The organism is Cupriavidus taiwanensis (assembly GCF_900250115.1).
GTDB classification, from domain to species: Bacteria; Pseudomonadota; Gammaproteobacteria; order Burkholderiales; family Burkholderiaceae; genus Cupriavidus; species Cupriavidus taiwanensis_B.
The window spans coordinates 942,722-969,445 of the sequence record NZ_LT984803.1 but is presented as its reverse complement, the minus strand read 5'-3'; the positions used below and the strand labels follow the sequence as shown (position 1 = coordinate 969,445).

Sequence of the window (26,724 nt, the reverse complement as noted above, 5' to 3'; positions counted from 1 at the left end):
GGCGCATGCCAATAGCCCGGCCTGCTGCTTGCACCATGCGGTGCCGCGCGGGCCGGCCACGAGAGACAAAGCAATGACGACGCACCCCACCACTGACTCCCGTACCCGTGCCATCCGCGGCCGCGTGCTGCATTTCCTGCGCGACCCGCAATTCCATGAGGACGCGTATCAGTATTGGGACGACGGGGTGCTGATCGTCACCGACGGCCGCATCGCCGCCGCCGGCGACTACGCGCAGCTGTCGGCGCGCATCCCGGCCGGCGCCGAGGTCATCGACCACCGCGGCAAGCTGATCGTGCCCGGCTTTATCGACACCCACGTGCACTTCCCGCAGACCGACATGATCGCGTCGCCGTCGCCCGGCCTGCTGCACTGGCTCGACACCTACACCTTCCCCGAAGAGCGCCGCTTCGCCGATCACGACTATGCGCGCGGCGTGGCCGGCTTCTTCACCGAGGAACTGCTGCGCAACGGCACCACCAGCGCGGTGGTCTGGAGCACGGTGCACAAGGCCTCGGCCGAGGCCCTCTTCGCCGAAAGCGAGGCGCGCAACCTGCGCATGGTCACCGGCAAGGTAATGATGGACCGCAACTGTCCCGAATTCCTGCGCGACACCGCCGAAAGCGGCGCCCGGGATTCCGCAGACCTGTTGTCGCGCTGGCATAACAAGGGACGGCTGTCGTATGCGATCACGCCGCGCTTCGCGCCGACCTCGACCGAGGCGCAGCTGGCCGCCTGCGGCGAACTGGCGCGCGCCTATCCGGACGCCTTTATCCAGACCCACGTGGCGGAGAACCGCGACGAGGTCAAATGGGTGGCCGAGCTGTTCCCGGACGCGCGCAGCTACCTCGACGTCTACGACCGCTACGGCCTGCTGCGCCCCGGCGCGATGTACGGCCACGCCATCTACCTGGACCAGGACGACCGCCGCCGGCTGGCCGACAGCGGCGCCGCGGTGGCGCACTGCCCGACTTCCAACCTGTTCCTCGGCAGCGGCTTTTATGACTTCCACCAGTCCGATGCCAACCGCCTGAACGTGACCTTGGCCACTGACGTCGGCGGCGGCACCTCGTTCTCGATGTTCCGCACCATGAACGCCGCGCACAAGGTGGCGCGCATGGGCGGCTACTACCTGACCGCGCTGCGCATGTTCTATCTCGCCACCCGCGCCGCGGCGGAGGCGCTGGGCTGGACCGGCCGCGTCGGCAGCTTCAGCGAGGGCTGCGAGGCGGACTTCATCGTGCTGGATCCGCAGGCCACGCCGCTGATCGCACGCCGCAGCAACCGCTCCGAAACGCTGGAGGAAGAACTGTTCGCCTTTGCCATGCTGGGCGACGACCGCGTGATCGACAGCGTCTATGTGATGGGCGAGCCGGCCAGCGTCCCGGCAGCCTGATCCGCCACACCGCAGCATCTCGGGCCCGCCGCACCTGCGGCGGACCCGCCTTTACCGCTTCCGCCGTCCCACCGGCTTGACGACCGTCAAGACTGCCTTCGACAAAGCCTTCTAACCTTGCGGTTCCGCCGCGGCCACTCTTGCCGCGCACCGATACCCAACGACCGCAATCAGAAGGTTCTGCATGACCGCATATCAATCCGTTGACCCCGCCCCCGGGCACGTCCAGTCGCATGCCGGCGCGCGCGCCCAGGCCCGGCACCAGGCGCCGCTGCCCGAACCGATCGCAGCGGACGCGCCGCTGCCCTCGCGCAAGATCATCCGCGGCTGGCTGATCCCGCTGGGCCAGCGCAGCACGCCGCGCGCGCTGATGCTGTTCGGGTTCGATTACCTGCTGTTCGGCGCCGTGCTGGCCGGCGTGGTGCTGGCGCCGCACTGGGCCGCCAAGCTGGCGCTGGGCGTGCTGGCCGGGCTGGTGATCGCGCGCCTGTTTATCATCGGCCACGATGCCTGCCACCAGAGCCTGACCCCGCGCCGGGGCCTGAACAAGTGGCTGGGCCGGCTGACCTTCCTGCCGTCGCTGACGCCATACAGCCTGTGGGAAGTCGGCCACAACGTGGTGCACCACGGCTACACCAACCTGAAGGGCTTCGACTTCGTCTGGGCGCCGTATTCGCTCGAGGAATTCAACGCGCTGCCACGCTGGCGCCGCGTGATGGAGCGCATCTACCGCACCGGCTTCGGCCCGGGCCTGTATTACCTGGTGGAGATCTGGTGGTGCAAGCTGTTCTTCCCCAGCAAGCGCCAGATGGCCACGCGCCGCCCGATCTTTACCGGCGACTGCGTGCTGGTCGCAGTGTTCGGGCTGGCCTGGATCGGCGCGCTGGCGGGCCTCGCGCTGGCCACGCAGCAATCGGTGTGGATGCTGGTCGGCGCCGGTTTCGTGCTGCCCTTCCTGGTGTGGAACATCACCGTCGGCTTCGTGCTGTACGTGCACCATACCCACACCAGCGTCGCCTGGTACGACACCAAGACGATGTGGGCGCGGGCCCAGCCCTTCGTCTCGACCACCGTGCACCTGCGCTTCCGCCATGGCATCGGCGCGGCGCTGCACCACATCATGGAACACACCGCGCACCACGTCGACATGAGCGTGCCGCTGTACCGCCTCAAGCGCGCGCAGGCGCTGCTGGAACACGCGCTGCCGGGCCGCATCATCATCGAGAACTTCTCCTGGCGCTGGTATTTCGACACCGCGCGTCGCTGCAAGCTCTATGACTTCAAGGCGCTGTGCTGGACCGATTTCCGCGGCCGCCAGACCAGCGAGAACGCGCCGGTGCCGGCCTGATCGCCTTGCCAGCCGCGGCGGTGGTGGACGATCCAGCGCCGCCGCGGTTATAATCGCCGCTTCCATTGGGGAGTAGCCGCCCTGCTCTCACCGCGCCGCGCAATGCGGATTCCCGGGGACAGGGGCGTACGTCAACAGACTTGACCGCTTGCGGTTATGGCGTGCGCAGCTCCGGACCCGCCTGGCCAGACGGCCCAGGCAGCGTCCATGCCTGGCGAGACCGATGACCATCCCTTTCTGGCCGGGCCGGGAAAGGGTTGCGTCATTGGCATCTCGCGATGCATTGCGGCCCGGTTACCCCACAAGACCAATATGGAAGCCTTCCTCGTCTCCACAGGCATCGTCGCCCTCGCAGAAATGGGCGACAAGACGCAATTGCTGTCACTGGTGCTGGCCGCGCGCTACCGCAAGCCGGTGCCCATCATCCTCGGCATCCTGATCGCCACGCTGTTCAACCACGGCTTCGCCGGCGCGCTCGGCGGCTGGCTCACGCAGGTGGTGGGCGAGAGCCTGCTGCGCTGGATCCTGGGCCTCGGCTTTATCGCGATGGCCGCGTGGATGCTGATCCCCGACAAGCTCGACGACGCCGAGCAGGCGCGGCCGGTCAAGGGCTTTATTGGTATCCTCGGCACCACGCTGATTGCCTTCTTCTTCGCCGAGATGGGCGACAAGACCCAGATCGCCACGGTGGCGCTGGCGGCGCGCTTCAGCGATGCGGTGCTCGCGGTGGTGGCCGGCACGACCTTCGGCATGATGGTCGCCAATGCGCCGGCGGTTCTGCTTGGCGACAAGTTCGCCAACAAGATGCCGATCGGGCTGGTGCACAAGATTGCGGCCGTGATCTTCCTGGCGCTGGGTGTGCTGGCGCTGCTGAATATCGGCGGATAACTCGCCAGGCGAAAAAAAACGGGGCACGAGGCCCCGTTCAAACCCTCGCCGGTCCGGTACTGACGGCTGCCAATTGCTCAGCCCTCCGGACCGTCGATCACCGATGCTCGGATTTCCGAGGCCAGCTCTGCAAGAGCCAGCCCCGATGCTTCTCGATTCAGAACGCGTTAATTCGTAGTCTTGGCACCGCCTTCGAACCACTGCCCCAGCAGCGCCCGCTCGTCGTCGGTAATCTGCGTCACGTTGCCCAGCGGCATCGCCTTCTGCTGCACCGCTTGCTGGTAGATCAGCTGGGCGTGGGCCTTGATGTCCTCGGCGGTATCGAGCTTGATGCCCTTGGCCGCGGTCGGCATCATCTTCGGCTGCTCGGCGTGGCACTGCACGCAGCGCGCGTTCATCACTTCCTGCACCTTGGCGAAGCTCACGCTGGTCGCTGCGGCGTCGGCACCTTCGGCCTTGGCCACTGCAGGTCGCGGCTGCGGCGCGATCATCACCGCCACCACGGCCAGCGCGGCGACGCCGGCGGCAGGCCACAGCACGTTGATCTTGCCCTTGTGCTTCAGGATGAAGAACTGGCGGATCAGCACGCCCGACAGCATGATCAGGATCAGCACCACCCAGTTGTACTTGTGGGCGTAGGTCATGCTGTAGTGGTTCGACAGCATCGCGAACAGCACCGGCAGCGTGAAGTAGGTGTTGTGCACGCTGCGCTGCTTGCCGCGCTTGCCGTGGATCGGATCCACCGGCTGGCCGGCCTTCAGTGCCGCCACCACCTTGCGCTGGCCCGGGATGATCCACGCCAGCACGTTTGCGCTCATGATCGTCGCGATCATCGCGCCGGTCAGCAGGAACGCCGCGCGGCCCGAGAAGATATGGCACGCAACGTAGGCGGCGGCGGCGATGTAGATCGCCACCAGGATGCCGACCAGGCGATCGTTCTTGTTGAACAGGCGGCAGATGCTGTCATAGACGATCCAGCCGATCAGCAGGTACGACACCGCGAACCCGACCGCCGCGCCGGGCGACATGTCGAACACGTTCTTGTCGATCAGGAACGTGCTGGCGTTGAACAGGTACAGCACCACCAGCAGCGCAAAGCCGCTCATCCAGGTCGAGTACGACTCCCAGTAGAACCAGTGCAGGTTTTCCGGCAGCTGCTTGGGCGCGGTCAGGTACTTCTGCGGGTTGTAGAAGCCGCCGCCGTGCACGGCCCACAGTTCGCCGTCGACACCCTTGTCCTTCAGGTCCGGCGCGGTGGGCTTGGTCAGGCTGTTGTCCAGCCACACGAAATAGAACGAAGAGCCGATCCATGCGATGGCGGTGATGACGTGCACCCACCGCAGCAGCATATTGGCCCAGTCGAGGATATAGCCTTCCATGTCTTGTCTCCTGTTTCCCTATGCCACCGCTTCAGCTGCCGCGGTAGGTCGAGTACGACCAGGGCGAAACCAGGAGGGGCACGTGATAGTGCGCGTTGACGTCGGCAATGCCGAAGCGCAGCGGCACCACGTCGAGGAAGGCCGGCTCGGGCAGCTTCACGCCCTGGGCGCGGAAGTAGTCGCCGGCGGCGAACTCCAGCTCGTACACCCCCGCGGCAAGGTCGGCGCCTTCCAGCAGGGGCTGGTCGCAGCGGCCGTCGTGGTTGGTGACCACGGTCTTGAGGGTTTCCCTACGATTGTCGACAATTTTATGGAGAGTAATCGACATGCCCTGCCCGGGCGTGCCCGCAGCGGTGTCGAGAACATGGGTGGTCAAGCGTCCCATCGTATTTGTCCTTTTGCGATTGGGTTGTGAGGGGCGCCGCTGCCTTCACTAGCACCATGTGTGGGATGGTGCCCGCTCGGTACGTCTGGTAACGCATCCCGGCGCTGGGTTGGTGCGTGGCGACAATGCGCCTGCACTTCCCCGTTGGCAATTCAGGGATTTCCCTGAGTTGTCGAAAACCTGAGTTGGTTTTGTTGACAATATTGAGGCCGTAACCAAATAATTGTCAACAATTTTTGGATCACCGTACCCTGATACGCAGGATTTACGGTGCCCTGCCTGACCTGCTGGTGCCACGATGTCCAAGAGCCTGAAGCTGATTGCCGCCAACGCCGAATCCAAGGCCGAATCCAACGTCGGCGAGCCGACCGAGACCGCGGGCAAGCCCGCCAAGCCCGCGCGCAAGGGCTCGGTCGAGGAGCGCATGTACCACGAGATCTACGACGCGATCATGGAGCACCGGCTGCCGCCGCGCACCAAGCTCACCGAGCATTCGCTTTGCGAGATCTATGCCACCGCGCGCCACACCGTGCGCAAGGTGCTGTCGCACCTGGCGGCGGACGGCATGGTCGACCTCGAGCCCAACCGCGGCGCCTTTATCGCCAGCCCGTCCACCGACGAAGCGCACGACATGTTCGAGCTGCGCCAGATGCTGGAGCGCGCGGTGCTGGAAAAGCTGGCCGGCATGCCTGACGTCAAGGCCGTGATCGCGCCGCTGCGCCAGATGGTGGCCAACGAGCGCCAGGCCTTCCTGACGCACGACCGCCCCAAGTGGATCCGCCTCTCCGCCGAATTCCACACCGCGCTGGCGGAACTGTCGGGCAATGCGCTGCTGGTCAACATGATGCGCCGCCTGGTGTCGCGCACCACGCTGATGATCGCCAGCGTGGAAGCGCCGGGCAACAACGCCTGCTCGTTCGACGAGCACGAAGAAATCCTCGACGCCCTCGAACAGGGCAACGCCGCACTGGCCCAGTCGCGCATGGCGCACCACCTTGGCGCCTGCGCCGACCGCGTGCAGCCCGACGAACCCGGCAACTTCGATCTTCGCAGCGTACTAGGCCGCTCCACCTAGCACGGTGTTCCCGTCACGCCCCCGCAAGAAGAAGGCAGCAGGCCCGTCGTCAGTACCGCGCCCAGGCAGTGCAAACGAGAGCGCGGCGACGATGGGCCCATAACAACACCGACCAAACTGCCGGCACCGGACGTGGCGTTCCCATCAAACCAAAGGAGAGGAGACGCACCAATGAATTCCGCAAGCACCACGGTCCCGACGGACCTCACCAACGAGCGTTTGCCTTCCGGGCGCCTGCTCGCGCTCGGGTTGCAGCACGTTCTGGTGATGTACGCCGGCACGGTTGCCGTGCCACTGATCGTGGGTGGCGCGCTCAAGCTGCCCAAGGACCAGCTGGCCTTCCTGATCAACGCCGACCTGTTCGCCGCCGGCCTGGCCACGCTGATCCAGGCCATCGGCTTCTGGAAATTCGGTATCCGCCTGCCGGTGATGATGGGCGTGACCTTCGCCTCGGTGGCGCCGATGATCGCCATCGGCACCGATCCCAACGTCGGCCTGCTCGGCATCTACGGCGCAGTGATTGCGTCAGGGATCTTCGGCATCCTGATTTCGCCGATGATGGGGCGCATGCTCGGCCTGTTCCCGCCGGTGGTGACCGGCACGGTGATCACGCTGATCGGCGTGTCGCTGATGCGCGTGGCCATCAACTGGTCGGCCGGCGGCCAGCCCACAACGCGCGCGGTCATCGACGGCGTCGCCAAGGAAGTGCCCAACCTCGCCTATGGCGACCTGGCCAACCTTGGCATCGCGGGCCTGACGCTGGTCATCATCCTGCTGCTGACCAAGTACGGCCGCGGCCTGGTGGCCAACTGCGCGGTGCTGCTGGGCATTATCGCCGGCACGCTGGCGGCAATGGCGATGGGCAAGGTGTCGTTCGACGGCCTAGATGAAGCCAGCCTCGTCGCCGTCATCACGCCGCTGCACTTCGGCATGCCGACCTTCGAAGTGACCGCGATCCTGTCGATGTGCATCGTCATGCTGATCACGCTGGTGGAGTCGACCGGCATGTTCCTGGCCCTGTCGGACATCACCGGCAAGAAGCTGAGCAACCAGGACCTGACCCGCGGCCTGCGCGCCGACGGCCTGGGCACGGTGATCGGCGGCATCTTCAACACCTTCCCCTACACCTCGTTCTCGCAGAACGTGGGCCTGGTGACGGTGACCGGCGTGCGCTCGCGCTACGTGGCGGCGGCCGGCGGCATCATCCTGATCGCCTTCGGCCTGTTCCCCAAGATGGCCCACGTGGTGGCCTCGGTGCCGCAGTTCGTGCTGGGCGGCGCCGGCATCGTGATGTTCGGCATGGTGGCAGCCACCGGCATCCGCATCCTGGGCGCGTGCGATTTCAACCGCAACCGCCACAACCTGTTCATCGTCGCCATCTCGATCGGCTTCGGCATGATCCCGACGCTGGCGCCGACGTTCTTCCAGTACCTGCCCAAGTGGACCAGCCCGTTCACTCACAGCGGCATCGTGCTCGGCACCATCGTCGCGGTGGCGCTGAACCTGTTCTACAACGGCATCCAGTCGCGCGAAGAGGCCATGCGCAACGCCGCGGCCAACTCGCACGGCACCGAGTAATCGAAGTACCGGCAAGGCTGGGCCGCCGCCCCCGCAGGGGGCCGGCCCGAAGCAGTACCGGCGCCGACGCTGGCACCACTGGCACGCTCATTGCGTGACGGTGGCGCCTGCGGCGGGACGGCGGTGCCGGGTGGTTTCCTGAAGCAAGCAACGACACATGACCAACGATAACTATCCACGCGATCTCATCGGTTACGGCGCCCGTCCGCCGCACGCCCGCTGGCCGGGCGGCGCGCGCGTCGCGCTGCAGTTCGTGCTCAACTACGAAGAAGGCGGCGAGAACTGCGTGCTGCACGGCGACGCCGCCTCCGAGCAGTTCCTGTCCGAGATCGTCGGCGCCGCGGCCTATCCCGACCGCCACATGAGCATGGAGGGCATCTACGAATACGGCTCGCGCGCCGGCGTCTGGCGCCTCCTGCGCGAATTCGAAAAGCGCGGCCTGCCGCTGACCATCTTCGGCGTGTCGATGGCGCTGCAGCGCCATCCGGAGCTGACCCGCGCCTTCGTCGAGCTGGGCCACGAGATCGCCTGCCACGGCTGGCGCTGGATCCACTACCAGAACATCGACGAAGCCACCGAGCGCGAGCACATGCGCATCGGCATGCAGATCATCAAGGACCTGACCGGCGAGTTGCCGCTGGGCTGGTACACCGGCCGCGACAGCCCCAACACGCGCCGCCTGGTGGTCGAGCACGGCGGCTTCCTCTATGACTCCGACTACTACGGCGACGACCTGCCGTTCTGGACCGAGGTCGAAGTCACCGGCGGCGAGAAGAAGCCGCACCTGGTGGTGCCGTACACGCTCGACTCGAACGACATGCGCTTCGCCACGCCGCAGGGCTTCAACACCGGCGAGCACTTCTTCCAGTACCTGAAGGACGCGTTCGACGTGCTGTACGAGGAAGGCGACCCGAGCGGCCAGGACAGCCCCAAGATGCTGTCGATCGGCATGCACTGCCGCCTGCTCGGCCGCCCGGGCCGCTTCCGCGCGCTGCAGCGCTTTCTTGATTACGTGCAGGGGCACGACAAGGTGTGGATCTGCCGCCGTGTCGACATCGCCCGGCACTGGGCCGCCATCCATCCCTACACTCCCCGGAACCAAGCATGAGCCAGACCTACACCATCGCCCAACTCAACACCATGCCGGTCGCGGAATTCGTGCAGGTGCTGGGCGGCATCTACGAACATTCGCCGTGGTTTGCCGAGACCGCGGCCGCGCAACGGCCCTTCGCCGATGGCGCCGCGCTGGCGCAGGCGCTGCGCCAGGCTGTCGATGAAGCCGGCGAGGCGGCGCAGTTGAAGCTGGTGCGCGCCCACCCGGAGCTGGCTGGCAAGGCCGCCGTGCGCGGCGAGCTGACCGCCGAATCGACGCGCGAGCAGGGCGGCGCCGGCCTGAACCAGTGCACGCCCGAGGAGTTCGAGCGCCTGCAGTCACTCAACGCGGCGTACAACCAGAAATTTGGCTTCCCGTTCATCCTGGCGGTGCGCGGCTACGACCGCCACGGCATCATCGCCGAGTTCGCGCGCCGCATCGAAAACACGCCGCAGCAGGAGTTGCAAACTTGCATCAACCAGATCCATCGCATTGCGCAGTTCCGTCTTGACGACTTAGTATCCGCGTGAGCAAAAAAGCGTCACCTGTATAACAAAAAACGCTGTACCCCGATGCCGCCGGCCCCCCACAGCAACACACACCGAGCCCTGGCCAGGCGGCACGAATAAAAGCACAAAGACATGACAAGAACCCGTCAGGGACCCAGTACACAACGTTCCAAGCAGGATCAAAACCACGGAGGTCTAACAATGCAGAAGCAGTACAAGCCGGCGCTCAAGCTGGCGGCGGTAGCGGCTACCCTTTTTTCCGGCGCTGCCATGGCCCAGTCCAGCGTCACGCTGTACGGCCAGGCTGACATGTTCGTCGGCGGCGTGAAAAGCCCGGGTTCGGGCGAGCGCGCCTGGGTAGCCAATTCGGGCGGCATGCAGACGTCCTACTGGGGCATCAAGGGCACCGAAGACCTGGGCGGCGGCACCAAGGCGATCTTCGACCTGAACGGCTTCTTCCGCACTGACAGCGGCAGCAGCGGCCGCTTCAACGGCGACTCGATGTTCAGCCGCAACGCCTATGTCGGCCTGCAGAACGACAAGGCCGGCACCATCAAGCTGGGCCGCAACACCACGCCGTACTTCATCTCGACCATCCTGTTCAACCCGCTGGTCGACTCCTACGTGTTCTCGCCGACGATCTTCCACACCTACTTCGGCGCGGTCAGCGGCGCCGTTGCCGATCCCGGCATCATCGGCGATTCGGGCTGGAACAACTCGGTGGTGTACAGCACGCCGAACTTCGGCGGCCTGACCGCCAACTTCATCTACGGCTTCGGCGAGCAGCCGGGCGCCGCGGGCAAGCAGAAGTTCGGCGGCAACGTCCTGTACTTCAACGGCCCGTTCGCCGCGACCGTGGCCTACCAGCAGGTGCGCTTCAACAACGTGCCGACCGACATGTCCGACATCGGCCTGTCGCGCCAGGACGCCGCGCAGCTCGGCCTGTCCTATGACTTCAAGGTGGTCAAGCTGTTCGCGCAGGGCCAGTACATCAAGACCCGCGCCACCACCGCGCCGTCGGGCGACATCAAGCACATCGACGGCCAGTTCGGCGCCTCGGTGCCGATCGGCGCCGGCAACCTGCTGGCGTCGTACGCCTACGGCAAGGTCGACAACTCGCTGGGCGACTTCAAGCGCAACACCTTTGCCGTCGCCTACGACTACAACCTGTCCAAGCGCACCGACGTGTACGCCGCCTATTACTACGACAAGATCACCGGCATCGAGCACGGCGATACCTTCGGCGTTGGCGTGCGCCACAAATTCTGATGCGCTGAGCGCGTCACCGGCAGCACTGGAGCCCGCCTTTCCGGCGGGCTTTTTCTATTGGCGACGAGGCGCCTCGCGCGTCACCGGTGGCGCGCAGCCATGCTGCGCTGCGCCATGCCGTGGCGGATGGGAAACTGCCGCTCCATAGGCGGATTCAATTGGAATGGCCCCGGCGCGCTTCCTAGATTGGTGTTCCAGGCCTCAAAAACCATGACAGCGAGGTGACACATGCGGCGATACGCGAAGACCCGTTCGGAACTGATGGCCATCCTGAACCAGTGCCTCGACAACAACCCCGAGTGCGGCGAATGCGAGCTGCACGCGGTGCGAATGCACCAGCCTGACCATACCGGTTGCAACTGGAGCGCGGAGGTCGATTTCCCGCAGGAGTCCGTCGACAACCTGGGTCACCAGCTCGCAGCGGCGAAATCGATCATCGTGGTCATGCGCGAGCAGTACAACGTGCTGCAGTAGCCACCACCCCAACCGCCCCTTGCCGCACCGATGCGGCGGGGCAACAAACAAAAAGCCGGGTCATCGACCCGGCTTTTTGCATGGCGGACTGCGCGCCGAATCAGCGCACCGCGTTGGACTCGGCCACGGCGACGGCCGTCATGTTGACGATCCGGCGGGTGGTGGCCTGCGGGTTGAGGATGTGCACGGGCTTGGCCGCGCCCAGCAGGATCGGCCCCACCGTCACGCCCTGCCCGCCCGTGATCTTGAGCAGGTTGAAGGCAATGTTGGCGGCGTCCAGCGTCGGCATCACCAGCAGGTTGGCGCTGCCGGCCAGCTTGGTAGACGGCAGGAAGTGGCGGCGCACGTCCTCGACCAGGGCGGCATCGCCCTGCATCTCGCCTTCGACTTCCAGGTGCGGCGCCTCGCGCGCAAGGATCTGCGCGGCCTCGCGCATTTTTCGCGCCGACGGCCGCGTCGACGAGCCGAACATCGAGTGCGACATCAGCGCCACCTTGGGCTGCAGGCCGAAGCGCGCGATCTCTTCCGCGGCCAGTTGGGCGATGGCCGCCAGCTGTTCCGCGCTGGGGTCGTCGTTGACGAAGGTGTCGGTGATGAACAGCGTGTACTTCTCCAGCATCAGCGCGTTCATCGCGGCGAACACATGCGCGCCCGGCGCCAGGCCGATCACGTCGCGCACGTGCTCGAGGTGCGCCTCGAAGCGGCCCACGGTGCCGCAAAGCAGCGCGTCGGCGTCGCCCATGTGCATCAGCATGGTGCCGATCAGCGTGTTGGAGCGGCGCAGCGCCACCTTGGCCATGTCCGGCGTCACGCCGTCGCGGCCGCGCAGCGCGTGGTAGGCCTCGTGGTAGGCGCGGTAGCGCGGATCGTCCTCGGGGTTGATCAGCTCGAAGTCAACGCCCGGCTTCAGGCGCAGGCCGGCCTTGTCGATGCGCATCTGGATCACGTGCGGGCGGCCGATCAGGATCGGACGCGCCAGGCCTTCGTCGACCACCGACTGCACCGCGCGCAGCACGCGCTCTTCCTCGCCCTCGGCATAGGCCACGCGCTTGGGCGCGGCCTTGGCGGCCGAGAACACCGGCTTCATGATCAGGCCGGTGTGGTAGACGTAGGTGGACAGCTGCTGGCGATACGCTTCCAGGTCCTGGATCGGGCGCGTGGCCACGCCGGACTCTGCGGCGGCCTTGGCCACCGCCGGCGCGATCTTCTCGATCAGGCGCTGGTCGAACGGCGTCGGGATGATGTAGTCGGGGCCGAACTTCAGCTCGCGGCCACCGTAGGCGGCGGCGACGGCGTCGTTGAGCTCGGCCTCGGCCAGCTCGGCGATGGCCTTGACGCAGGCCAGCTTCATCGCTTCCGTGATCTTGGTGGCGCCGCAATCGAGCGCGCCGCGGAAGATGTACGGGAAGCACAGCACGTTGTTGACCTGGTTCGGGTAGTCCGAACGGCCGGTGGCGATGATGCAGTCCGGCCGCGCGGCCTTGGCCACTTCCGGGCGGATCTCGGGCTCGGGGTTGGCCAGCGCCAGGATGATGGGCTGGTCGGCCATGGTCTTGACCATGTCGCCGGTCAGCACGCCGGCGGTCGAGCAGCCCAGGAACACGTCGGCGCCCTTGACGATGTCGGCCAGCGTGCGCGCCGAGGTGTCCTGCGCGTAGCGCGCCTTGTTGGCTTCCATGTTGGCGTCGCGGCCCACATGGATCACGCCCTTGGAATCGACCACCGAGATGTTCTCGCGCTTCACGCCCAGGCTCACCATGGTGTCCAGGCAGGCGATCGCGGCAGCGCCGGCGCCCGACACCGCCATCCTGACCTTGGCGATGTCCTTGCCGACCACCTTCAGGCCGTTCAGCAGCGCCGCCGCCGAGATGATCGCGGTGCCATGCTGGTCGTCGTGGAACACGGGGATGTTCATGCGCTCGCGCAGCTTCTGCTCGATGTAGAAGCACTCGGGCGCCTTGATGTCTTCCAGGTTGACGCCGCCCAGCGTGGGCTCGAGCGCGGCGACGATCTCGACGATCTGGTCCGGATCGCGCGCGTCGAGCTCGATGTCGAACACGTCGATGCCGGCGAACTTCTTGAACAGGCAGCCCTTGCCCTCCATCACCGGCTTGCCGGCAAGCGGGCCGATGTCGCCCAGGCCCAGCACGGCGGTGCCGTTGGTGATCACGGCCACCAGGTTGGCGCGCGAGGTGTATTCGGCGGCGGTGGCGGGATCCTTGGCAATCTCCTCGCAGGCGTACGCTACGCCCGGCGAGTAGGCCAGCGACAGGTCGCGCTGGTTGGACAGCGCCTTGGTCGCGGTGACCTGGATCTTGCCCTTGGTCGGGCTGCGGTGGTATTCCAGCGCGGCGAGGCGCAGCTGCGCTTCAGGACTGTTCGGGGCATGTTGCGGTGCATCACCGCCGTTCTTGCTGCTCATTGGCTCGTCCGGAAAATGGCCCGGACCGGAAGCGCCCCTCTCCCGCCATGGTTCGGCGCGGCTCAAGCGACAAGCCGGCAGCGAAGGACAAGCTCTGGCAGCGAAACTGACGACTCCGGCAGCCAGGCCGGAAAAATCGAGCAGCTATTCTAGCCCACGCGCCCGCGCAAAGTACCACCGCGGCACGCCTGCAGGCCGCATTTTGCGCGGATTCTGGCCGTTAAACAGCTTTTACCATTGGGTATGCAATAGCGATGCAAAAGCATGCTCCTGCATGCATCCGCACGCATTGCGCTGGCGGGCCTACTTGCCGTTCTCTTTTTCTACCTCCAGCGTCACCCGGCGCGGCCGGCCGCTGTCGGACGGGAAGTCGGTGAAGGCGCTGCGGATCAGGTAGGGCATCATCGCCGGCAAACTTCCGTTCTCGGTCTGGTTCTGCGCCGTGACCTGCCAGACCCGCTTGCCGCTGGCCGCGTCCTTGAAATACACCCGCAGGCTCGAGAACGTCACCGGCACGTCGCGCACCACCGTCTGGGGCGGCCAGTAGCCCGGGCCCCACGGCCCCCAAGGGCCCCACGGCCGGTAGTAGCCCGGTCCCCAGTATGGGCCCCAGTACGGGCCCCACGGCCCGTACCACGGGTCCGGGTAGATCGTCTCGACCACGCGCACCAGACCTGGTGCCGAGTCGTAGTCCATGCTGACCAGGTAGCGCGCCTGCCGGGCCGGCACCTGCTCGAAGCCGACCCCGGCCAGCGCCGCCGCCAGCCACTGTTCATAGGTCTGGCGGTCGAGCTGGGCCGCCTGCTCGGCGCTGCGATCGAAGCTGTAGGTGCGCGGCGCGTCGTTCTGCCAGCCCGGCAGGCGGAACGCCGTGACATCGGTGGTCACGGTGCTGGCGCACCCCGTCAGCAGCAGCGCCGCCAGCAGCGCCAACGCGCCCCACGTTCCGCGCAGCCCCGGCCACCGGCCCGCTGCCCCATCCTTGCCGACACCGCCTGCGCGCTGCCACATAGTGCTACCTCGCTCTTCTGTCTGCTGAACCCTGCGTGTCTCTGAGACCACGCCGGTGCCGCGGAATTCCCTGCAGCGCTTGGTGCGGCGCCCGCCAGACCGCGCCCCAACCCCTTGGCTACAATGAGGACTTCAGCGCCATGCTTTGCTTGCACGCGCGTGGCCGCCCCCTTTTTCCTAACGGTCTTCCGAAGACAGGATCCCTCCATGCTGCGCACCGACACGCCCGTTACCGTCTATCGCAAGGACTATACCCCGCCGCCGTTCGCCATCGACCACGCCGAACTGGTGCTGGAACTCGATCCCCGGCGCACCGTGGTCACCAGTACGCTGCGCTTTGCGCGCACGGCCGGCGCCCCCGACGCGCCGCTGGTGCTGGCCGGCGAAGAACTCGAGCTGATCGGCGTCAGCCTGGACGGCAAGCCGGTGGCCAACGCCACCCAGGACGGCGGCACGCTGACACTGCCCGGGCTGCCGGCGCAGGGCACGCTGGAAATCACCACCGCGTGCCAGCCCGCGGCCAACACCACGCTGTCGGGCCTCTATGTGTCCAACGGCAACTTCTTTACCCAGTGCGAAGCCGAGGGCTTTCGCCGCATCACCTATTTCCTCGACCGCCCCGACGTGATGGCGACCTACCGCGTCACGCTGCGCGCCGACCGCGCCGCCTATCCGGTGCTGCTGTCCAACGGCAACCTGGTGAGCCAGCGCGAACTGCCCGACGGCCGCCACGAGGCCGTGTGGGAAGACCCGTTCCCCAAGCCGTCCTACCTGTTCGCGCTGGTGGCGGGCAAGCTCCAATGCATCGAGCAACGGATCCAGTCCGCCTCGGGCAAGGACAAGCTGCTGCAGGTGTGGGTCGAGCCGCGCGACCTCGACAAGACCCGGCACGCGATGGATTCGCTGGTCCATTCGATCCGCTGGGACGAGCAGCGCTTCGGCCTTGAGCTCGATCTCGACCGCTTCATGATCGTCGCCGTCGGCGACTTCAACATGGGCGCGATGGAGAACAAGGGCCTGAACATTTTCAACACCAAGTACGTGCTGGCCAATGCGGAAACCGCCACCGACACCGACTTCGCCAATATCGAGGCAGTGGTCGGCCACGAGTACTTCCACAACTGGACCGGCAACCGCGTGACCTGCCGCGACTGGTTCCAGCTGTCGCTGAAGGAAGGCCTGACCGTGTTCCGCGACCAGGAGTTCTCGGCCGACATGATGGGCTCGGAATCGGGCCGCGCGGTCAAGCGCATCGAGGACGTGCGCGTGCTGCGCCAGGTGCAGTTCCCCGAGGACGCCGGCCCGATGGCGCACCCGGTGCGCCCCGACAGCTACGAAGAGATCAACAATTTCTACACCGTCACGGTGTACGAGAAAGGCGCCGAGGTGGTGCGCATGTACCAGACCCTGCTCGGCCGCGACGGCTTCCGCAAGGGCATGGACCTGTACTTCGAGCGCCACGACGGCCAGGCCGTGACCTGCGATGACTTCCGCGCCGCCATGGCCGATGCCAATGGCCGCGACCTGAACCAGTTCGGCCTGTGGTACAGCCAGGCCGGCACGCCGGTGGTGACCGCGCGCACCGCGTGGAACGGCGACGACGGCAGCCTGACGCTGACGCTGTCGCAGCGCTGCCCCAAGGTCGGCATCGAGACCCGCGCCGGCACGCCCGAGAAGCAGCCCTTCCATATTCCCTTCGCGCTCGGCCTGCTCGGCGCCGACGGCAACGACCTGCCGCTGCAGCTCGAGGGCGAGAGCGCGCCCGCCGGCACCACGCGCGTGCTCGACTTCACGCAGGCCGAGCAGAGCTTTCGCTTCATCAACCTGCCGCGCGGCACCGACGCGCCGCTGCCTTCGCTGCTGCGCAATTTCTCCGCGCCGGTGATCGTCGATGCCGAATACACCGACACGCAGCTGACCTTCCAGCTGTCGCACGACGGCGACGCCTTCAACCGCTGGGAAGCCGGCCAGCGCCTGGCCACGCGCGCGCTGCTGCAGCTGGTGGCCGATGTGCAGGCCGGCCGCCAGCTCGAGCTCGATCCCGCGCTGGTGCGCGCCATGCGCGCGGTGCTGACCGACGACACGCTCAACCCCGCCTTCCGCGAGCAGGCGCTGGTGCTGCCGGCCGAGGCCTACCTGGCCGAGCGCATGGGCGTGGCCGATCCCGCCGCCATCCACCGCGCCCGCCAGTTCATGCGCGAAGGCCTGGCGCGCGCGCTGCAGGCCGACTGGCTCGCCGCCTACGACGCCAATGCCACGCCTGGCCTGTATTCGCCCGATGCCGCCTCGGCGGCGAAGCGCGCGCTGCGCAACCTCGCGCTCGGCTACCTGGCCGACAGCGGCGACGCCGCGCTGCAGGCGCTGGCCGACCAGCAATACCAGCAGGCCGACAACATGACCGACCGCTTCGCCGCGCTGTCGGCGCTGGTCAACAGCTTCGCCCCCGGCCGCGAGCATGCGCTGGCTGACTTCTACCAACGCTTCGAAGACGACCCGCTGGTGATCGACAAGTGGTTCTCGCTGCAGGGCATGCAGCGCGGCAGCGTTGGCCCGCAGCCCGGCGGCCCGCACGCCGGCAAGCGCACCATCGATACCGTGCGCGCGCTGATGGAGCATCCCGCCTTCAACCTGCGCAACCCCAACCGCGCGCGCTCGCTGATCTTCAGCTTCTGCTCGGGCAACCCGGCGCAGTTCCACGCCGAGGACGGCTCGGGCTACCGCTTCTGGGCCGACCAGGTGCTGGCGCTGGACGCCATCAACCCGCAGGTGGCGGCGCGCCTGGCACGCGTGATGGACCGCTGGCAGAAATACGAACTGGCGTTGCGCGACCGCATGCGCGCCGAGCTGGAACGCGTCGCCGCCTGCAGCACGCTGTCGCGCGACGTGCGCGAGATCGTCGGCAAGGCGCTGGCCGGCTGAGCGCGACCGGCCCACGCCCCCAATGCCCGGCCCTGGCGCGGCCGGGCATGTAGAATTGCGGCCATCCAAGGAGAACCAACCATGACTCGCATCAGCCTGACCCGCTACCTGGTCGAGGAACAGCGCAAGCACAACACCATCCAGCCCGAACTGCGGCTGCTGATCGAAGTGGTCGCTCGTGCCTGCAAGGCCATTTCGAACGCCGTCAGCAAGGGCGCCCTCGCCGGCGTGCTGGGCTCGGCCGGCACCGGCAACGTCCAGGGCGAAACCCAGCAGAAGCTGGACGTGATTGCCAACGAAGTGCTGCTCGACGCCAACGAATGGGGCGGCCACCTGGCCGCAATGGCGTCGGAAGAAATGGAATCGTTCTACGAGATTCCCAACCGCTACCCGAAGGGCGAATACCTGCTGATGTTCGACCCGCTCGACGGCTCGTCGAACATCGACGTCAATGTCTCGATCGGCACCATCTTCTCGGTGCTGCACATGCCCAAGCCCGGCCAGACCGTGACCGAGGCCGACTTCCTGCAGCCCGGCACGCACCAGGTCGCCGCCGGCTACGCGGTGTACGGCCCGCAGACCACGCTGGTGCTGACGGTCGGCAACGGCGTGCACATGTTCACGCTGGACCGCGAGGCCGGCAGCTTCGTGCTGACCCAGTCCAACGTCACGATTCCGGAAGACACCAGGGAATTCGCCATCAACATGTCGAACATGCGCCACTGGGCCCCGCCGGTGCGCAAGTACATCGACGAGTGCCTGGCCGGCGACGAAGGCCCGCGCGGCAAGAATTTCAACATGCGCTGGGTCGCGTCGATGGTCGCCGACGTGCACCGCATCCTGACCCGCGGCGGCATCTTCATGTACCCGTGGGACAAGCGCGAGCCGGAAAAGCCCGGCAAGCTGCGCCTGATGTACGAGGCCAACCCGATGGCGATGCTGGTCGAGCAGGCCGGCGGCGCCGCCACCAACGGCGAGCAGCGCATCCTCGACGTGCAGCCGACCAAGCTGCACCAGCGCGTATCGGTGATCCTGGGCTCGAAGAACGAAGTGGAACGCGTCACGCGCTACCATCAGGAAGCGCAAGCCAAGGCCTGATTCCGGCCGCCACCGCATTGAACGGGGCGCTGCGCGCCCCGTTTTTCCGTGCCGGCCCCGGATGGCATCGGCGACACAAAGGGCTTCACAAGGCCGGAAAACGCTGCTACTATTGCGGGCTGTTCCAGATCAACGGAACATGTTGCCGAAGTAGCTCAGTCGGTAGAGCAGCTCATTCGTAATGAGAAGGTCGGGGGTTCGATTCCTCTCTTCGGCACCACCAGAATTCCAGGGCCCAGCCCGCGCAAACCCGGACAGCGTCACGCTCTCCGGGTTTTTTGTTGCCCGCGTTCCGGTGGGGATGGCAATGGCGCCGACTGGCGCCCCAGCCGTTGCGCCCACCAGTAGCGGAAGGGGTGGTCCAGATCGGGATAGAGCACCGGCTGGCTGAAGCAGCCGGCACGCTTCATTAGAAGATAGGCGGCAAGCATGGCCGCCCAGAAGGCTAGCAGTTCCACGATCACGGCCGCCGCGGATGTCGGGGTGGCCGCTTTCATTATAGGTAGCTGCCTCCGGCATGGGGCCGATGGCGCACCCCGTGGATACCCTAGGCCCGGGGCATCGCTCAGTACACCTCCGGCACGATCATCTCCTTGGGCACCGGCTGGCGCACGTAGTCTTCATGGCGCTCGCGGCCGGGCAGCACTACCGTGGGGGTCTCCACTTCGGCATACGGCACCAGGCTCAGCAAGTGATGGATGCAGTTCAGCCGCGCGCGCTTCTTGTCGTCGGCCTGCACCACCCACCACGGCGCCTCGGGGATGTGGGTGCGCTCGAGCATGATCTCCTTGGCCCGGGTGTAGTCTTCCCAGCGGCGCTGCGATTCCAGGTCCATCGGGCTGAGCTTCCACTGCTTGAGCGGGTCATGGATGCGGCTGAGGAAGCGCAGGCGCTGCTCTTCGTGCGTGATCGAGAACCAGTACTTGATCACCTGGATGCCGGAACGCACCAGCATCTTTTCGAATTCGGGCACGGAGCGGAAGAATTCTTCGTACTGGTCGTCGCTGCAGAAGCCCATCACGCGCTCGACGCCGGCGCGGTTGTACCAGCTGCGGTCGAACAGCACGATCTCGCCGGCGGCGGGCAGGTGCGCGACGTAGCGCTGGAAATACCACTGGGTGCGTTCACGGTCGTTCGGCGCGGGCAGCGCGGCGACACGGCACACGCGCGGGTTCAGCCGCTGCGTGATGCGCTTGATCACGCCGCCCTTGCCGGCGGCGTCGCGCCCCTCGAACAGGATCACCACCTTGTGCCCGCTGGCGGCGACCCAGCTTTGCAGCCGCACCAGCTCGCCCTGCAGCCGGAACAGCTCGCGGAAATAGCGCCGGCGGCTTTCCTGCGCGGCCTGGTCGTCCAGCTGCACAGGATCGCCGAAGGCCTCGCTGGCCTCGCGGTCGTCCAGTTCCAGTTCGATCTCTTCGTCGTAGTAGTCGGCCACCTCGTTGTGGATGCGCCGCACCAGTTCTGCTTCGCCCGGTCTCATCTGATCTGCTCTCCCTGTCGATACAACGCGGTCGCGGCGATGCTGGCACGGCTGTATTGCAGCCGCGTGAAGGCGGAGCAGGCACCCTGCTCCGCTCCGGCCCGCCACGGGTTACGGCTTTCAGCCCGCGGGATTGATGTTGTGGTTATGGCGGAACAGGTTGTCGGGATCGTAGCGCCGCTTCACTGCCACCAGCCGGTCGTAGTTCGGCCCATAGGCGGCGCCGACGCGGTCGACCTCCTCCTGAGTGAGGAAGTTGACATAGACGCTGCCGAGCGCATACGGCGCCGCCGCGCGGAACACCTCGCGCGCCCAGCCGATGCACCGGTCGTCATCGGCGGGGCTATCCCAGCGCCCGTGTAGGTTCATGATGAACTTGGCGTCGCGGGCGGCGTAGGCGGTGGCGTCGGGCGCGACGCGGTTGGTCTGCCCGCCCATCGCGCCGATAAACACCTCGCATTGCGGCGACGGCAGCTTGCCGATCTGCTCGATCAGCATCGCGATCAGCCCGTCGTCCAGGCCCGCGAAGTTATGCGACTTCCAGTAGTTGCGCGCGCCCGGCGTCAGCAGCGGATCGAAGGCCTGCTGCCACGCGGTGAGCGGCATCGGCCCCAGGTGCTCGCCATACGGGGTGCCGAGCCGGCGCAGCGGCTCGACCAGTTCCGGCCCCTTCTCCGGCGGACCGATATAGCAGATCGCCAGCGCCGCCACCGGCTTGCCGTGCACCTCGGGCGGCAGGAACGGCAGCGGCGGCGCCTGGCGCAGCACCACCCATACCGTCAGTTCATCGGGCATCGATTCATACAGCTCGCGATAGGCCGGCAGCACGCTGGCGGCCTGCTCCAGCGGATAGACGATCAGTCCGCCATAGACCTGCGGCCCGACCGGATGCAGCCGGAACTCGAACATCGTCACCACGCCGAAGTTGCCGCCGCCGCCGCGCAGCGCCCAGAACAGGTCGGCGTTCTCGTCGCTGCTGGCGCGCACCAGCTTGCCGTCGGCGGTGACGACCTGCGCCGACATCAGGTTGTCGACGGTGGTGCCGAACTTGCGGCTGAGCCAGCCGAAGCCGCCGCCGAGCGTCAGCCCGGCCACGCCGGTGGTGGAGTTGATGCCGAGCGGCGTGGCCAGGCCCTGGGCCTGCGCTTCGTGGTCGAAGTCGCGCAGCGTGGCGCCCGGCTCTACCCACGCGCGCTGGGCGTGGGGATCGATGCGCACCGAGCGCATCGGCGACAGGTCCAGCACCATGCCGCTCTCGCAGATCGCCAGCCCGCCGATATTGTGGCCGCCACCGCGGACCGACATCAGCACGCCGTGCTCGCGCGCGAAGTTCACCGCCGCGGCAACGTCGGCCGCGCCCGCGGCCTGCACGATCCACTGCGGATGGCGGTCAATCATCGCGTTCCAGATCCGGCGCGCGTCGTCGTAGCCGCCGTCGCCCGGCTGCAGCAAGCGCCCGCGCAGCTGCGCCTTGAGTGCCTCAATATGTTCCTGCGATGGCTGGGCCATGATCTGCCTCCCGATGCTGGTTGGAAACATCGGACGGCACGCGGCGCCAGGAGCGAAAAAATGGCCACGAGGACCGATGACTTCATCATTTAAGGCAGGCACCGCGGGAATGTAAATGCGCGCTGCACATGGCGCATTGCGCGGGTGGCTCCGAGATCGTGTCGTGGCCGCGCGGCCTATCATGGAGGCACGGCGGCACGGTGCCGCGCGCCGTGCGCCTGCACAATGGACCCTGCCAGCCAACCTCCCCTGTTCCTGTGCGGCGACGTGATGACAGGTCGCGGCATCGACCAGATCCTGGCGCATCCCAGCCAGCCGCTGCTGCATGAATCGTATGTGCATTCCGCGCTCGACTACGTGCGCCTGGCGGAACGCAAGGCCGGCCCGATCGCGCGCCCCGCCGGGCCGGACTATCCGTGGGGCGATGCGCTGGCGGAACTGGCAAGCCGCGCCGCGCAGCCGCGCATCGTCAACCTGGAAACCGCCATCACCACCAGCGACGATGCCTGGCCCGGCAAGTCCGTGCACTACCGCATGCATCCGCGCAACGTCGATTGCCTGCAGGCCGCCGGCATCGACTGCGCGGTGCTCGCCAACAACCATGTGCTCGACTGGGGCCGCGCCGGCCTGGCCGATACGCTCGACGCGCTGGATCGCGCGCACATCGCGCACGCCGGCGCCGGTCCCGACGAGGCCAGCGCGGCACGCGCCGCGGTGCTGGCGCGGCCCGGCGGCGGCCGCGTGGTGGTGCTCGCCTGCGCCATGCCAAATGCCGGCACGCCGGCGGCGTGGCGCGCCACCGCCGGGCACTCGGGCGTGAACCTGCTGGACGACTGGTGCACGGACGCGCAGCAGCGCATTGCCGCGCAGGCCCTGCAATTGCGGCGCCCCGGCGATGTGATGGTGCTGTCGATCCACTGGGGCCCGAACTGGGGCTACCACATCGACCCCGCGCAGCGCGCCTTCGCCCGCGCGCTGGTCGAGCACGCCGGCATCGACATCGTGCACGGGCATTCCTCGCATCATCCGCTGGGCATCGAGCTGCATGCCGGCAAGCCGATCCTGTATGGCTGCGGCGATTTCATCAACGACTACGAGGGCATCGGCGGATACGATGACTACCGCCCGGACCTGGCGCTGATGGCATTCGTCGGCTTCGATCGCGGCGGCAGCGCGGAGCTGCGGCTGGTGCCCTTGCGGCGCAGCCACTTCCGGCTGGCGTATGCGCGCGAAGTCGACATGGCATGGCTGCAAGCCATGTTCGAAGCACAAGGACGCGCGCTTGGCACACGCGTGGCGCGTAGCGGACTGCATGAGTTGCGGCTGGGGGCGGCATGAGCGCAGGCCGTACCTGCCACGATCCCGGTAGCTGCCAATCCGGCCGCAGGAAAACAGAAAGGCCAGCGCGATGGCTGGCCTTCCCGTTGATTCAAGTGCCACGTGCGTCGGTTCGGTGTAACGCTTCCACAGAGTGCTGATCCGCTTCTGCATTCATTGCCCAACGCTAGCTCGGTCGCCCATCCTGCGGCACCCCAGGACATACCTGCAGGATAGTACAAATCCCCGCGGATCAAAGCAGGATCAGGAAAGCGCGCGTTATCAGCCGACCGTAATGCGGTCGTCGAGCAGGCGGACCTGGCCGCCGGGCTTGTCTTCCATCACTTTGAGCACGCGGCTGCCCACCTGCAGCATGACCCCGCCGTGGATACGGCGCGGAGCATCGATGACGGCATCGGCGGTCGGCTGCATCTGCTGCCCCAGTTCGGTCACGCGCGCCTCCAGCTCGAACAGGTCGCGCGACAGCTTGAACAGCGTCGCGCGCGCCTTTTCGCGCAGGTCGCCAACGGCGCGCTCGGGGTGCCTGGCAAAGAAGTCCACTAGCTGCCTGACCTTGTTCTGCTCCTCCAGCATGCGCCGGCGCTCGGCCTCGAGCGCGGCGCGCTGGGCGTCGGCATAGGGATTGAGGCCGACCTGGATGCTGGTGGCGGTGCCGGCCGGCGCGCCCAGCACCGCGGCCCGCACCGCCAGCAAGGCGCGGCTGCGGCCGCCGCTGATGCTGCCCTGCATGCCGGTGCCGCCCACCACGATGCGCTGGCCCGCGGCGACGTCGCTCTGGCGGATGCCACTGTCGACGGTGACTTCGGTGCCGGCCTCGACCACCGCATTCTCGATGAAGCGCGCCTTCACCGCGCCCTTGCAGCGCACGCTGGCGCGGCGGATGCCGCCTTCGGCATGGACGCTTTCGGACTTGCCGATAATGCCGCCCTTGACGATGACGTTGCCGCCGGCCTCGACGCTGGCGGCTTCGATGGTGCCTTCGACCACCACGTCGCCGCTGACGTTGACCGACATGCCGGTGCGGATGTCGCCCGACACGCGCAGCGTGCCGTCGAACGCCACGTTGCCGGAGTGCAGGTCCACCGATTCCACCTGCACCACGGGGCTGACCGAGATGCCGCAGATGCCGACCACCGGCGCTCCGGCTATCGTCGCGCGCAGCAGTCCGGGGTCGTCCGCATCGGCCGCGGCGCCGGTCAGGCCCTCGGCAAATGGCGGGTCGTCGACCGCATCGGCGGCAATCGGCTGGCCGAACACGTCGACGCCGGCATGGCCCGGCACCGCCGCAATGCGCCGCATCAGCGGCGTGCCGGGGCTGACCAGCAGCAGGTTGCCCAGCTCGCGCAGGTCGACCTTGCCGGCATCGTCGTCGCTCTGCGCCGGCTTGCGCGGCTCGAGCAGGTTGATGAAGCGCGCCGGCTCGCCCTGCCGCGGCGCAATGCCTGCGGCGATGGTGCGCAATTCGCAGCCGCCCTCGGCCAGTGCGTCGTCCAGCGCGAGCGCCTGGATCGGCGCCACCACGCCGCGCTCCGCCACGGCGCGGCGGATCTCTTCCGCGCTGACCGGCCGGCCGCCCTCCGCCGGCATCAGCGTCAGCCGCACGGCGAGGCCGTCATTGCTGATGTCGAGCTCGAATGCGCCATCGATCAGCGCGCCGATGGTGGCGTCGATCTCATGCTCGGCACCCTGGCATTGCGCCAGGAACCGCGCCACCGCACGCGCATCGAGCCGCGCGCCGGACCAGCCCAGCCCCTCCAGGCATTGCTGCAGACTGCCGGGGTCCGGCGGCAGCCGGCCCGGCTGCGGCGTGTAGCGTGCATGCACCTGTTCGCCCGGCTCGGCAAGCTCCAGGCTCAGTCCCGATTCATGCATCATGCGTCCCCTGAATCGTCTGGCGGCGACGGCGATTGCCGGCGCTCTGCTTGTTATCGATACATCACCAACGGCCGGCGCGCTGGGAACTTTAGCGCACCCGGTCCCCGCGGCGGGCTCCGCGCGACTTTTCGGTAAACTGTCGCCATTCCCGGGCGCGCCGCGCCCCGCAGCCTTGTGCAGTCCCTCCATGTCAAATACCCACGAAATCCGCCCCGGCCAGTCCATCGAACTGCTCAAGGAACTCCATATCCTGACGCGCGACGGCAAGATGAACCAGGACAGCCGGCGCAAGCTCAAGCAGGTCTACCACCTGTTCCAGTTCATCGAACCGCTGCTGCAGGAGGTCAAGGCCGCGCGCGGCCGCGTCACGCTGGTGGACCACGGCGCCGGCAAGTCCTATCTCGGTTTCATCCTCTATGACCTGTTCTTCAAGGCCCTGCAGGACGACTCGCACATCTACGGCATCGAGACCCGTGAAGAACTGGTGAAGACTTCGCAGGCGCTGGCGGCGCGGCTGGGCTTTGCGGGGATGTCGTTCCTGAACCTGTCGGTGGCGGACTCGATCGCCTCGCCGCAGTTGCCGCCCACCGTCGACGTGGTCACCGCGCTGCATGCGTGCAATACCGCGACCGACGACGCGATCCGCTTCGCGCTGGCCAGGCACGCGCAGCACATCGTGCTGGTACCTTGCTGCCAGGCCGAAGTGGCCGGCGTGCTGCGCAAGCACAAGGGCAAGCTGCTGGCTGGCAATCCGCTGACCGAGATCTGGCGCCATCCGCTGCACACGCGCGAGTTCGGCAGCCAGGTGACCAACGTGCTGCGCTGCCTGCAGCTGGAGGCGCACGGCTACCAGGTCAGCGTGACCGAGCTGGTGGGCTGGGAACACTCGATGAAGAACGAACTGATCATCGCCCAGTACAAGGACCTGCCGCGCCGCCGCCCGGCCGAGCGGCTGGAGGAGGTGCTGGGGCGGCTGGGACTGGAAGAACTGCGCGAGCGCTTCTTCACCGCGCCGGCAGCGGTGGCGTAACTACGCCTTCCGGGGCTCGATGCCGGGCTCGGTCCGGGGCTCATCCTCGCCAGCCATCCAGCGTTGCCAGCCCTCGTGGCCGAGGCGGCGCATGACCGCCTGGTTGCGCTCGTAGATGTCCGCCGCATCGGGGAAGGCCGCCGCCGCGCGCGCGATCGAGTCCTCGCGCAGCAGATGCAGGATCGGGTATGGCGCGCGGTTGGTGTAGTTCTCGATATCGTCCGGCTCGGTTCCGGCAAACTGGTACTGCGGATGGAAGCTGGCGATCTGCAGCGTGCCTTCCAGCCCCAGGCTGGCGAGCAGGCGCTCGGCAAAGTACAGCAGGTCGTTGAAGTCCAGAAAATCGGCCACCGCATGCGGCAGGATCAGCAGGGTGGTGTCGATCTGCGCCGGGTCGGCAGCGGCCAGCAGGCGCAGCTCGCGCTCGAGCTCATCCATCACATCCGGCGCCTCGGTGACGGCGCTGACCACATAGCGCACCTGCTCCTTCACGTACACGCTCTTGGCGAACGGGCACAGGTTGAGCCCGATCACCGCGCGCTCGAGCCAGTGGCGGGTGGCGGCAATGACGGCATCGTCGGGCTGGCTGTCGGAGTGCATGGGGGAAGACATGATGGCAAGGCGCGGCAAAGCCTCATTCTAGCG

General features: G+C 67.0%; 22 protein-coding genes, 1 tRNA gene and 1 riboswitch. Of the genes, 14 read left to right on the top strand and 9 right to left on the bottom strand.

The window, feature by feature from the left end:
- Positions 1–73 precede the first annotated feature (73 nt).
- The 3 genes from guaD to CBM2586_RS04730 all read left to right on the top strand — a co-directional run bounded on the left by guaD (position 74) and on the right by CBM2586_RS04730 (position 3,632).
- Positions 74–1,396, top strand: coding sequence for a guanine deaminase (gene guaD / locus CBM2586_RS04740; RefSeq protein WP_115686938.1), 1,323 nt, complete (start codon positions 74–76; stop codon positions 1,394–1,396).
- 184 nt (positions 1,397–1,580) lie between these two features.
- Positions 1,581–2,744 (top strand): fatty acid desaturase, encoded by a 1,164-nt coding sequence (locus CBM2586_RS04735; RefSeq protein ID WP_115662635.1) that lies wholly within the window; start codon positions 1,581–1,583, stop codon positions 2,742–2,744.
- Between the two features lie 49 nt (positions 2,745–2,793).
- A riboswitch (yybP-ykoY riboswitch) is annotated at positions 2,794–3,029 on the top strand.
- A gap of 27 nt (positions 3,030–3,056) precedes the next feature.
- Complete coding sequence (locus CBM2586_RS04730) at positions 3,057–3,632, top strand: TMEM165/GDT1 family protein (protein ID WP_115662636.1); 576 nt, start codon at positions 3,057–3,059, stop codon at positions 3,630–3,632.
- 167 nt (positions 3,633–3,799) lie between these two features.
- Here the strand turns inward: CBM2586_RS04730 and CBM2586_RS04725 are convergent, their stop codons facing one another.
- Together CBM2586_RS04725 and uraH are read right to left on the bottom strand one after the other, a co-directional pair.
- Complete coding sequence (locus CBM2586_RS04725) at positions 3,800–5,011, bottom strand: urate hydroxylase PuuD (protein ID WP_115686937.1); 1,212 nt, start codon at positions 5,009–5,011, stop codon at positions 3,800–3,802.
- Between the two features lie 31 nt (positions 5,012–5,042).
- Positions 5,043–5,396 (bottom strand): hydroxyisourate hydrolase, encoded by a 354-nt coding sequence (gene uraH / locus CBM2586_RS04720; protein WP_012352291.1) that lies wholly within the window; start codon positions 5,394–5,396, stop codon positions 5,043–5,045.
- A 298-nt stretch (positions 5,397–5,694) separates the two neighbouring features.
- On the opposite strand from uraH, the gene CBM2586_RS04715 reads away from it, so the two are divergent.
- The 6 genes from CBM2586_RS04715 to CBM2586_RS04690 all read left to right on the top strand — a co-directional run bounded on the left by CBM2586_RS04715 (position 5,695) and on the right by CBM2586_RS04690 (position 11,394).
- Entirely contained in the window at positions 5,695–6,471 is a 777-nt protein-coding gene (locus CBM2586_RS04715; RefSeq protein ID WP_115662639.1) for a GntR family transcriptional regulator, read from the top strand.
- Positions 6,472–6,642: 171 nt separating this feature from the next.
- The gene (locus CBM2586_RS04710; protein WP_115662640.1) at positions 6,643–8,049 is read left to right on the top strand and encodes a nucleobase:cation symporter-2 family protein; all 1,407 of its coding nucleotides are present in this window, start codon (positions 6,643–6,645) and stop codon (positions 8,047–8,049) included.
- A gap of 157 nt (positions 8,050–8,206) precedes the next feature.
- Positions 8,207–9,157: an allantoinase PuuE gene (puuE, locus tag CBM2586_RS04705; protein WP_115686936.1), complete on the top strand. Its 951-nt coding sequence runs from the start codon at positions 8,207–8,209 to the stop codon at positions 9,155–9,157.
- Positions 9,154–9,672, top strand: a complete 519-nt coding sequence (gene uraD, locus CBM2586_RS04700; protein ID WP_115686935.1) for a 2-oxo-4-hydroxy-4-carboxy-5-ureidoimidazoline decarboxylase — start codon at positions 9,154–9,156, stop codon at positions 9,670–9,672. The genes puuE and uraD overlap by 4 nt, the downstream gene beginning before the upstream one ends.
- Positions 9,673–9,852: 180 nt before the next feature.
- Positions 9,853–10,920, top strand: a complete 1,068-nt coding sequence (locus CBM2586_RS04695; protein WP_115662643.1) for a porin — start codon at positions 9,853–9,855, stop codon at positions 10,918–10,920.
- Positions 10,921–11,148: 228 nt separating this feature from the next.
- Positions 11,149–11,394, top strand: a complete 246-nt coding sequence (locus tag CBM2586_RS04690) for a hypothetical protein (protein ID WP_012352285.1) — start codon at positions 11,149–11,151, stop codon at positions 11,392–11,394.
- A 100-nt stretch (positions 11,395–11,494) separates the two neighbouring features.
- Here the strand turns inward: CBM2586_RS04690 and CBM2586_RS04685 are convergent, their stop codons facing one another.
- The gene (locus CBM2586_RS04685) at positions 11,495–13,816 is read right to left on the bottom strand and encodes an NADP-dependent malic enzyme (protein WP_115662644.1); all 2,322 of its coding nucleotides are present in this window, start codon (positions 13,814–13,816) and stop codon (positions 11,495–11,497) included.
- 303 nt (positions 13,817–14,119) lie between these two features.
- Complete coding sequence (locus CBM2586_RS04680) at positions 14,120–14,749, bottom strand: DUF4136 domain-containing protein (RefSeq protein ID WP_115663793.1); 630 nt, start codon at positions 14,747–14,749, stop codon at positions 14,120–14,122.
- 285 nt (positions 14,750–15,034) lie between these two features.
- Between CBM2586_RS04680 and pepN the strand changes: the two genes are divergently transcribed.
- The 3 genes from pepN to CBM2586_RS04665 all read left to right on the top strand — a co-directional run bounded on the left by pepN (position 15,035) and on the right by CBM2586_RS04665 (position 19,064).
- Entirely contained in the window at positions 15,035–17,746 is a 2,712-nt protein-coding gene (gene pepN / locus CBM2586_RS04675) for an aminopeptidase N (RefSeq protein WP_115686934.1), read from the top strand.
- A gap of 81 nt (positions 17,747–17,827) precedes the next feature.
- A complete protein-coding gene (locus CBM2586_RS04670; RefSeq protein ID WP_115662646.1) occupies positions 17,828–18,844 on the top strand; it encodes a class 1 fructose-bisphosphatase in 1,017 nt (338 codons plus the stop codon).
- Between the two features lie 144 nt (positions 18,845–18,988).
- Positions 18,989–19,064: transfer RNA gene (locus CBM2586_RS04665), tRNA-Thr, on the top strand.
- A 40-nt stretch (positions 19,065–19,104) separates the two neighbouring features.
- On the opposite strand, the gene CBM2586_RS04660 is transcribed toward CBM2586_RS04665, so the two are convergent.
- The 3 genes from CBM2586_RS04660 to CBM2586_RS04650 form a co-directional block, all read right to left on the bottom strand.
- Positions 19,105–19,341, bottom strand: coding sequence for a hypothetical protein (locus tag CBM2586_RS04660; RefSeq protein WP_115662647.1), 237 nt, complete (start codon positions 19,339–19,341; stop codon positions 19,105–19,107).
- Positions 19,342–19,409: 68 nt separating this feature from the next.
- Positions 19,410–20,327 (bottom strand): polyphosphate kinase 2, encoded by a 918-nt coding sequence (gene ppk2 / locus CBM2586_RS04655; RefSeq protein ID WP_115662648.1) that lies wholly within the window; start codon positions 20,325–20,327, stop codon positions 19,410–19,412.
- Positions 20,328–20,447: 120 nt separating this feature from the next.
- Positions 20,448–21,836 carry an FAD-binding oxidoreductase gene (locus tag CBM2586_RS04650; protein WP_115663794.1) on the bottom strand — a complete coding sequence of 463 codons (1,389 nt, stop codon included), beginning with the start codon at positions 21,834–21,836 and terminating at the stop codon, positions 20,448–20,450.
- A 225-nt stretch (positions 21,837–22,061) separates the two neighbouring features.
- On the opposite strand from CBM2586_RS04650, the gene CBM2586_RS04645 reads away from it, so the two are divergent.
- Positions 22,062–23,174: a CapA family protein gene (locus CBM2586_RS04645; protein ID WP_115686933.1), complete on the top strand. Its 1,113-nt coding sequence runs from the start codon at positions 22,062–22,064 to the stop codon at positions 23,172–23,174.
- Between the two features lie 261 nt (positions 23,175–23,435).
- On the opposite strand, the gene CBM2586_RS04640 is transcribed toward CBM2586_RS04645, so the two are convergent.
- Positions 23,436–25,049, bottom strand: coding sequence for a DUF342 domain-containing protein (locus CBM2586_RS04640; RefSeq protein ID WP_115686932.1), 1,614 nt, complete (start codon positions 25,047–25,049; stop codon positions 23,436–23,438).
- Positions 25,050–25,236: 187 nt separating this feature from the next.
- Here CBM2586_RS04640 and CBM2586_RS04635 point away from each other — a divergent pair, with 187 nt between their 5' ends.
- The gene (locus tag CBM2586_RS04635; RefSeq protein WP_115662651.1) at positions 25,237–26,079 is read left to right on the top strand and encodes a class I SAM-dependent methyltransferase; all 843 of its coding nucleotides are present in this window, start codon (positions 25,237–25,239) and stop codon (positions 26,077–26,079) included.
- Here the strand turns inward: CBM2586_RS04635 and CBM2586_RS04630 are convergent, their stop codons facing one another.
- Positions 26,080–26,691 carry a DUF1415 domain-containing protein gene (locus CBM2586_RS04630; RefSeq protein WP_115688644.1) on the bottom strand — a complete coding sequence of 204 codons (612 nt, stop codon included), beginning with the start codon at positions 26,689–26,691 and terminating at the stop codon, positions 26,080–26,082.
- Positions 26,692–26,724: the final 33 nt, after the last annotated feature.

What these genes read in the sequence shown, in the direction of transcription:
- guaD (WP_115686938.1), top strand. Translation starts at nt 74, where the DNA reads ATGACGACGCACCCCACCACTGACTCCCGTACCCGTGCCATCCGCGGC.
- CBM2586_RS04735 (WP_115662635.1), top strand. Translation starts at nt 1,581, where the DNA reads ATGACCGCATATCAATCCGTTGACCCCGCCCCCGGGCACGTCCAGTCG.
- CBM2586_RS04730 (WP_115662636.1), top strand. Translation starts at nt 3,057, where the DNA reads ATGGAAGCCTTCCTCGTCTCCACAGGCATCGTCGCCCTCGCAGAAATG.
- CBM2586_RS04725 (WP_115686937.1), bottom strand. Translation starts at nt 5,011, where the DNA reads ATGGAAGGCTATATCCTCGACTGGGCCAATATGCTGCTGCGGTGGGTG.
- uraH (WP_012352291.1), bottom strand. Translation starts at nt 5,396, where the DNA reads ATGGGACGCTTGACCACCCATGTTCTCGACACCGCTGCGGGCACGCCC.
- CBM2586_RS04715 (WP_115662639.1), top strand. Translation starts at nt 5,695, where the DNA reads ATGTCCAAGAGCCTGAAGCTGATTGCCGCCAACGCCGAATCCAAGGCC.
- CBM2586_RS04710 (WP_115662640.1), top strand. Translation starts at nt 6,643, where the DNA reads ATGAATTCCGCAAGCACCACGGTCCCGACGGACCTCACCAACGAGCGT.
- puuE (WP_115686936.1), top strand. Translation starts at nt 8,207, where the DNA reads ATGACCAACGATAACTATCCACGCGATCTCATCGGTTACGGCGCCCGT.
- uraD (WP_115686935.1), top strand. Translation starts at nt 9,154, where the DNA reads ATGAGCCAGACCTACACCATCGCCCAACTCAACACCATGCCGGTCGCG.
- CBM2586_RS04695 (WP_115662643.1), top strand. Translation starts at nt 9,853, where the DNA reads ATGCAGAAGCAGTACAAGCCGGCGCTCAAGCTGGCGGCGGTAGCGGCT.
- CBM2586_RS04690 (WP_012352285.1), top strand. Translation starts at nt 11,149, where the DNA reads ATGCGGCGATACGCGAAGACCCGTTCGGAACTGATGGCCATCCTGAAC.
- CBM2586_RS04685 (WP_115662644.1), bottom strand. Translation starts at nt 13,816, where the DNA reads ATGAGCAGCAAGAACGGCGGTGATGCACCGCAACATGCCCCGAACAGT.
- pepN (WP_115686934.1), top strand. Translation starts at nt 15,035, where the DNA reads ATGCTGCGCACCGACACGCCCGTTACCGTCTATCGCAAGGACTATACC.
- CBM2586_RS04670 (WP_115662646.1), top strand. Translation starts at nt 17,828, where the DNA reads ATGACTCGCATCAGCCTGACCCGCTACCTGGTCGAGGAACAGCGCAAG.
- CBM2586_RS04660 (WP_115662647.1), bottom strand. Translation starts at nt 19,341, where the DNA reads ATGAAAGCGGCCACCCCGACATCCGCGGCGGCCGTGATCGTGGAACTG.
- ppk2 (WP_115662648.1), bottom strand. Translation starts at nt 20,327, where the DNA reads ATGAGACCGGGCGAAGCAGAACTGGTGCGGCGCATCCACAACGAGGTG.
- CBM2586_RS04650 (WP_115663794.1), bottom strand. Translation starts at nt 21,836, where the DNA reads ATGGCCCAGCCATCGCAGGAACATATTGAGGCACTCAAGGCGCAGCTG.
- CBM2586_RS04645 (WP_115686933.1), top strand. Translation starts at nt 22,062, where the DNA reads ATGGACCCTGCCAGCCAACCTCCCCTGTTCCTGTGCGGCGACGTGATG.
- CBM2586_RS04640 (WP_115686932.1), bottom strand. Translation starts at nt 25,049, where the DNA reads ATGATGCATGAATCGGGACTGAGCCTGGAGCTTGCCGAGCCGGGCGAA.
- CBM2586_RS04635 (WP_115662651.1), top strand. Translation starts at nt 25,237, where the DNA reads ATGTCAAATACCCACGAAATCCGCCCCGGCCAGTCCATCGAACTGCTC.
- CBM2586_RS04630 (WP_115688644.1), bottom strand. Translation starts at nt 26,691, where the DNA reads ATGTCTTCCCCCATGCACTCCGACAGCCAGCCCGACGATGCCGTCATT.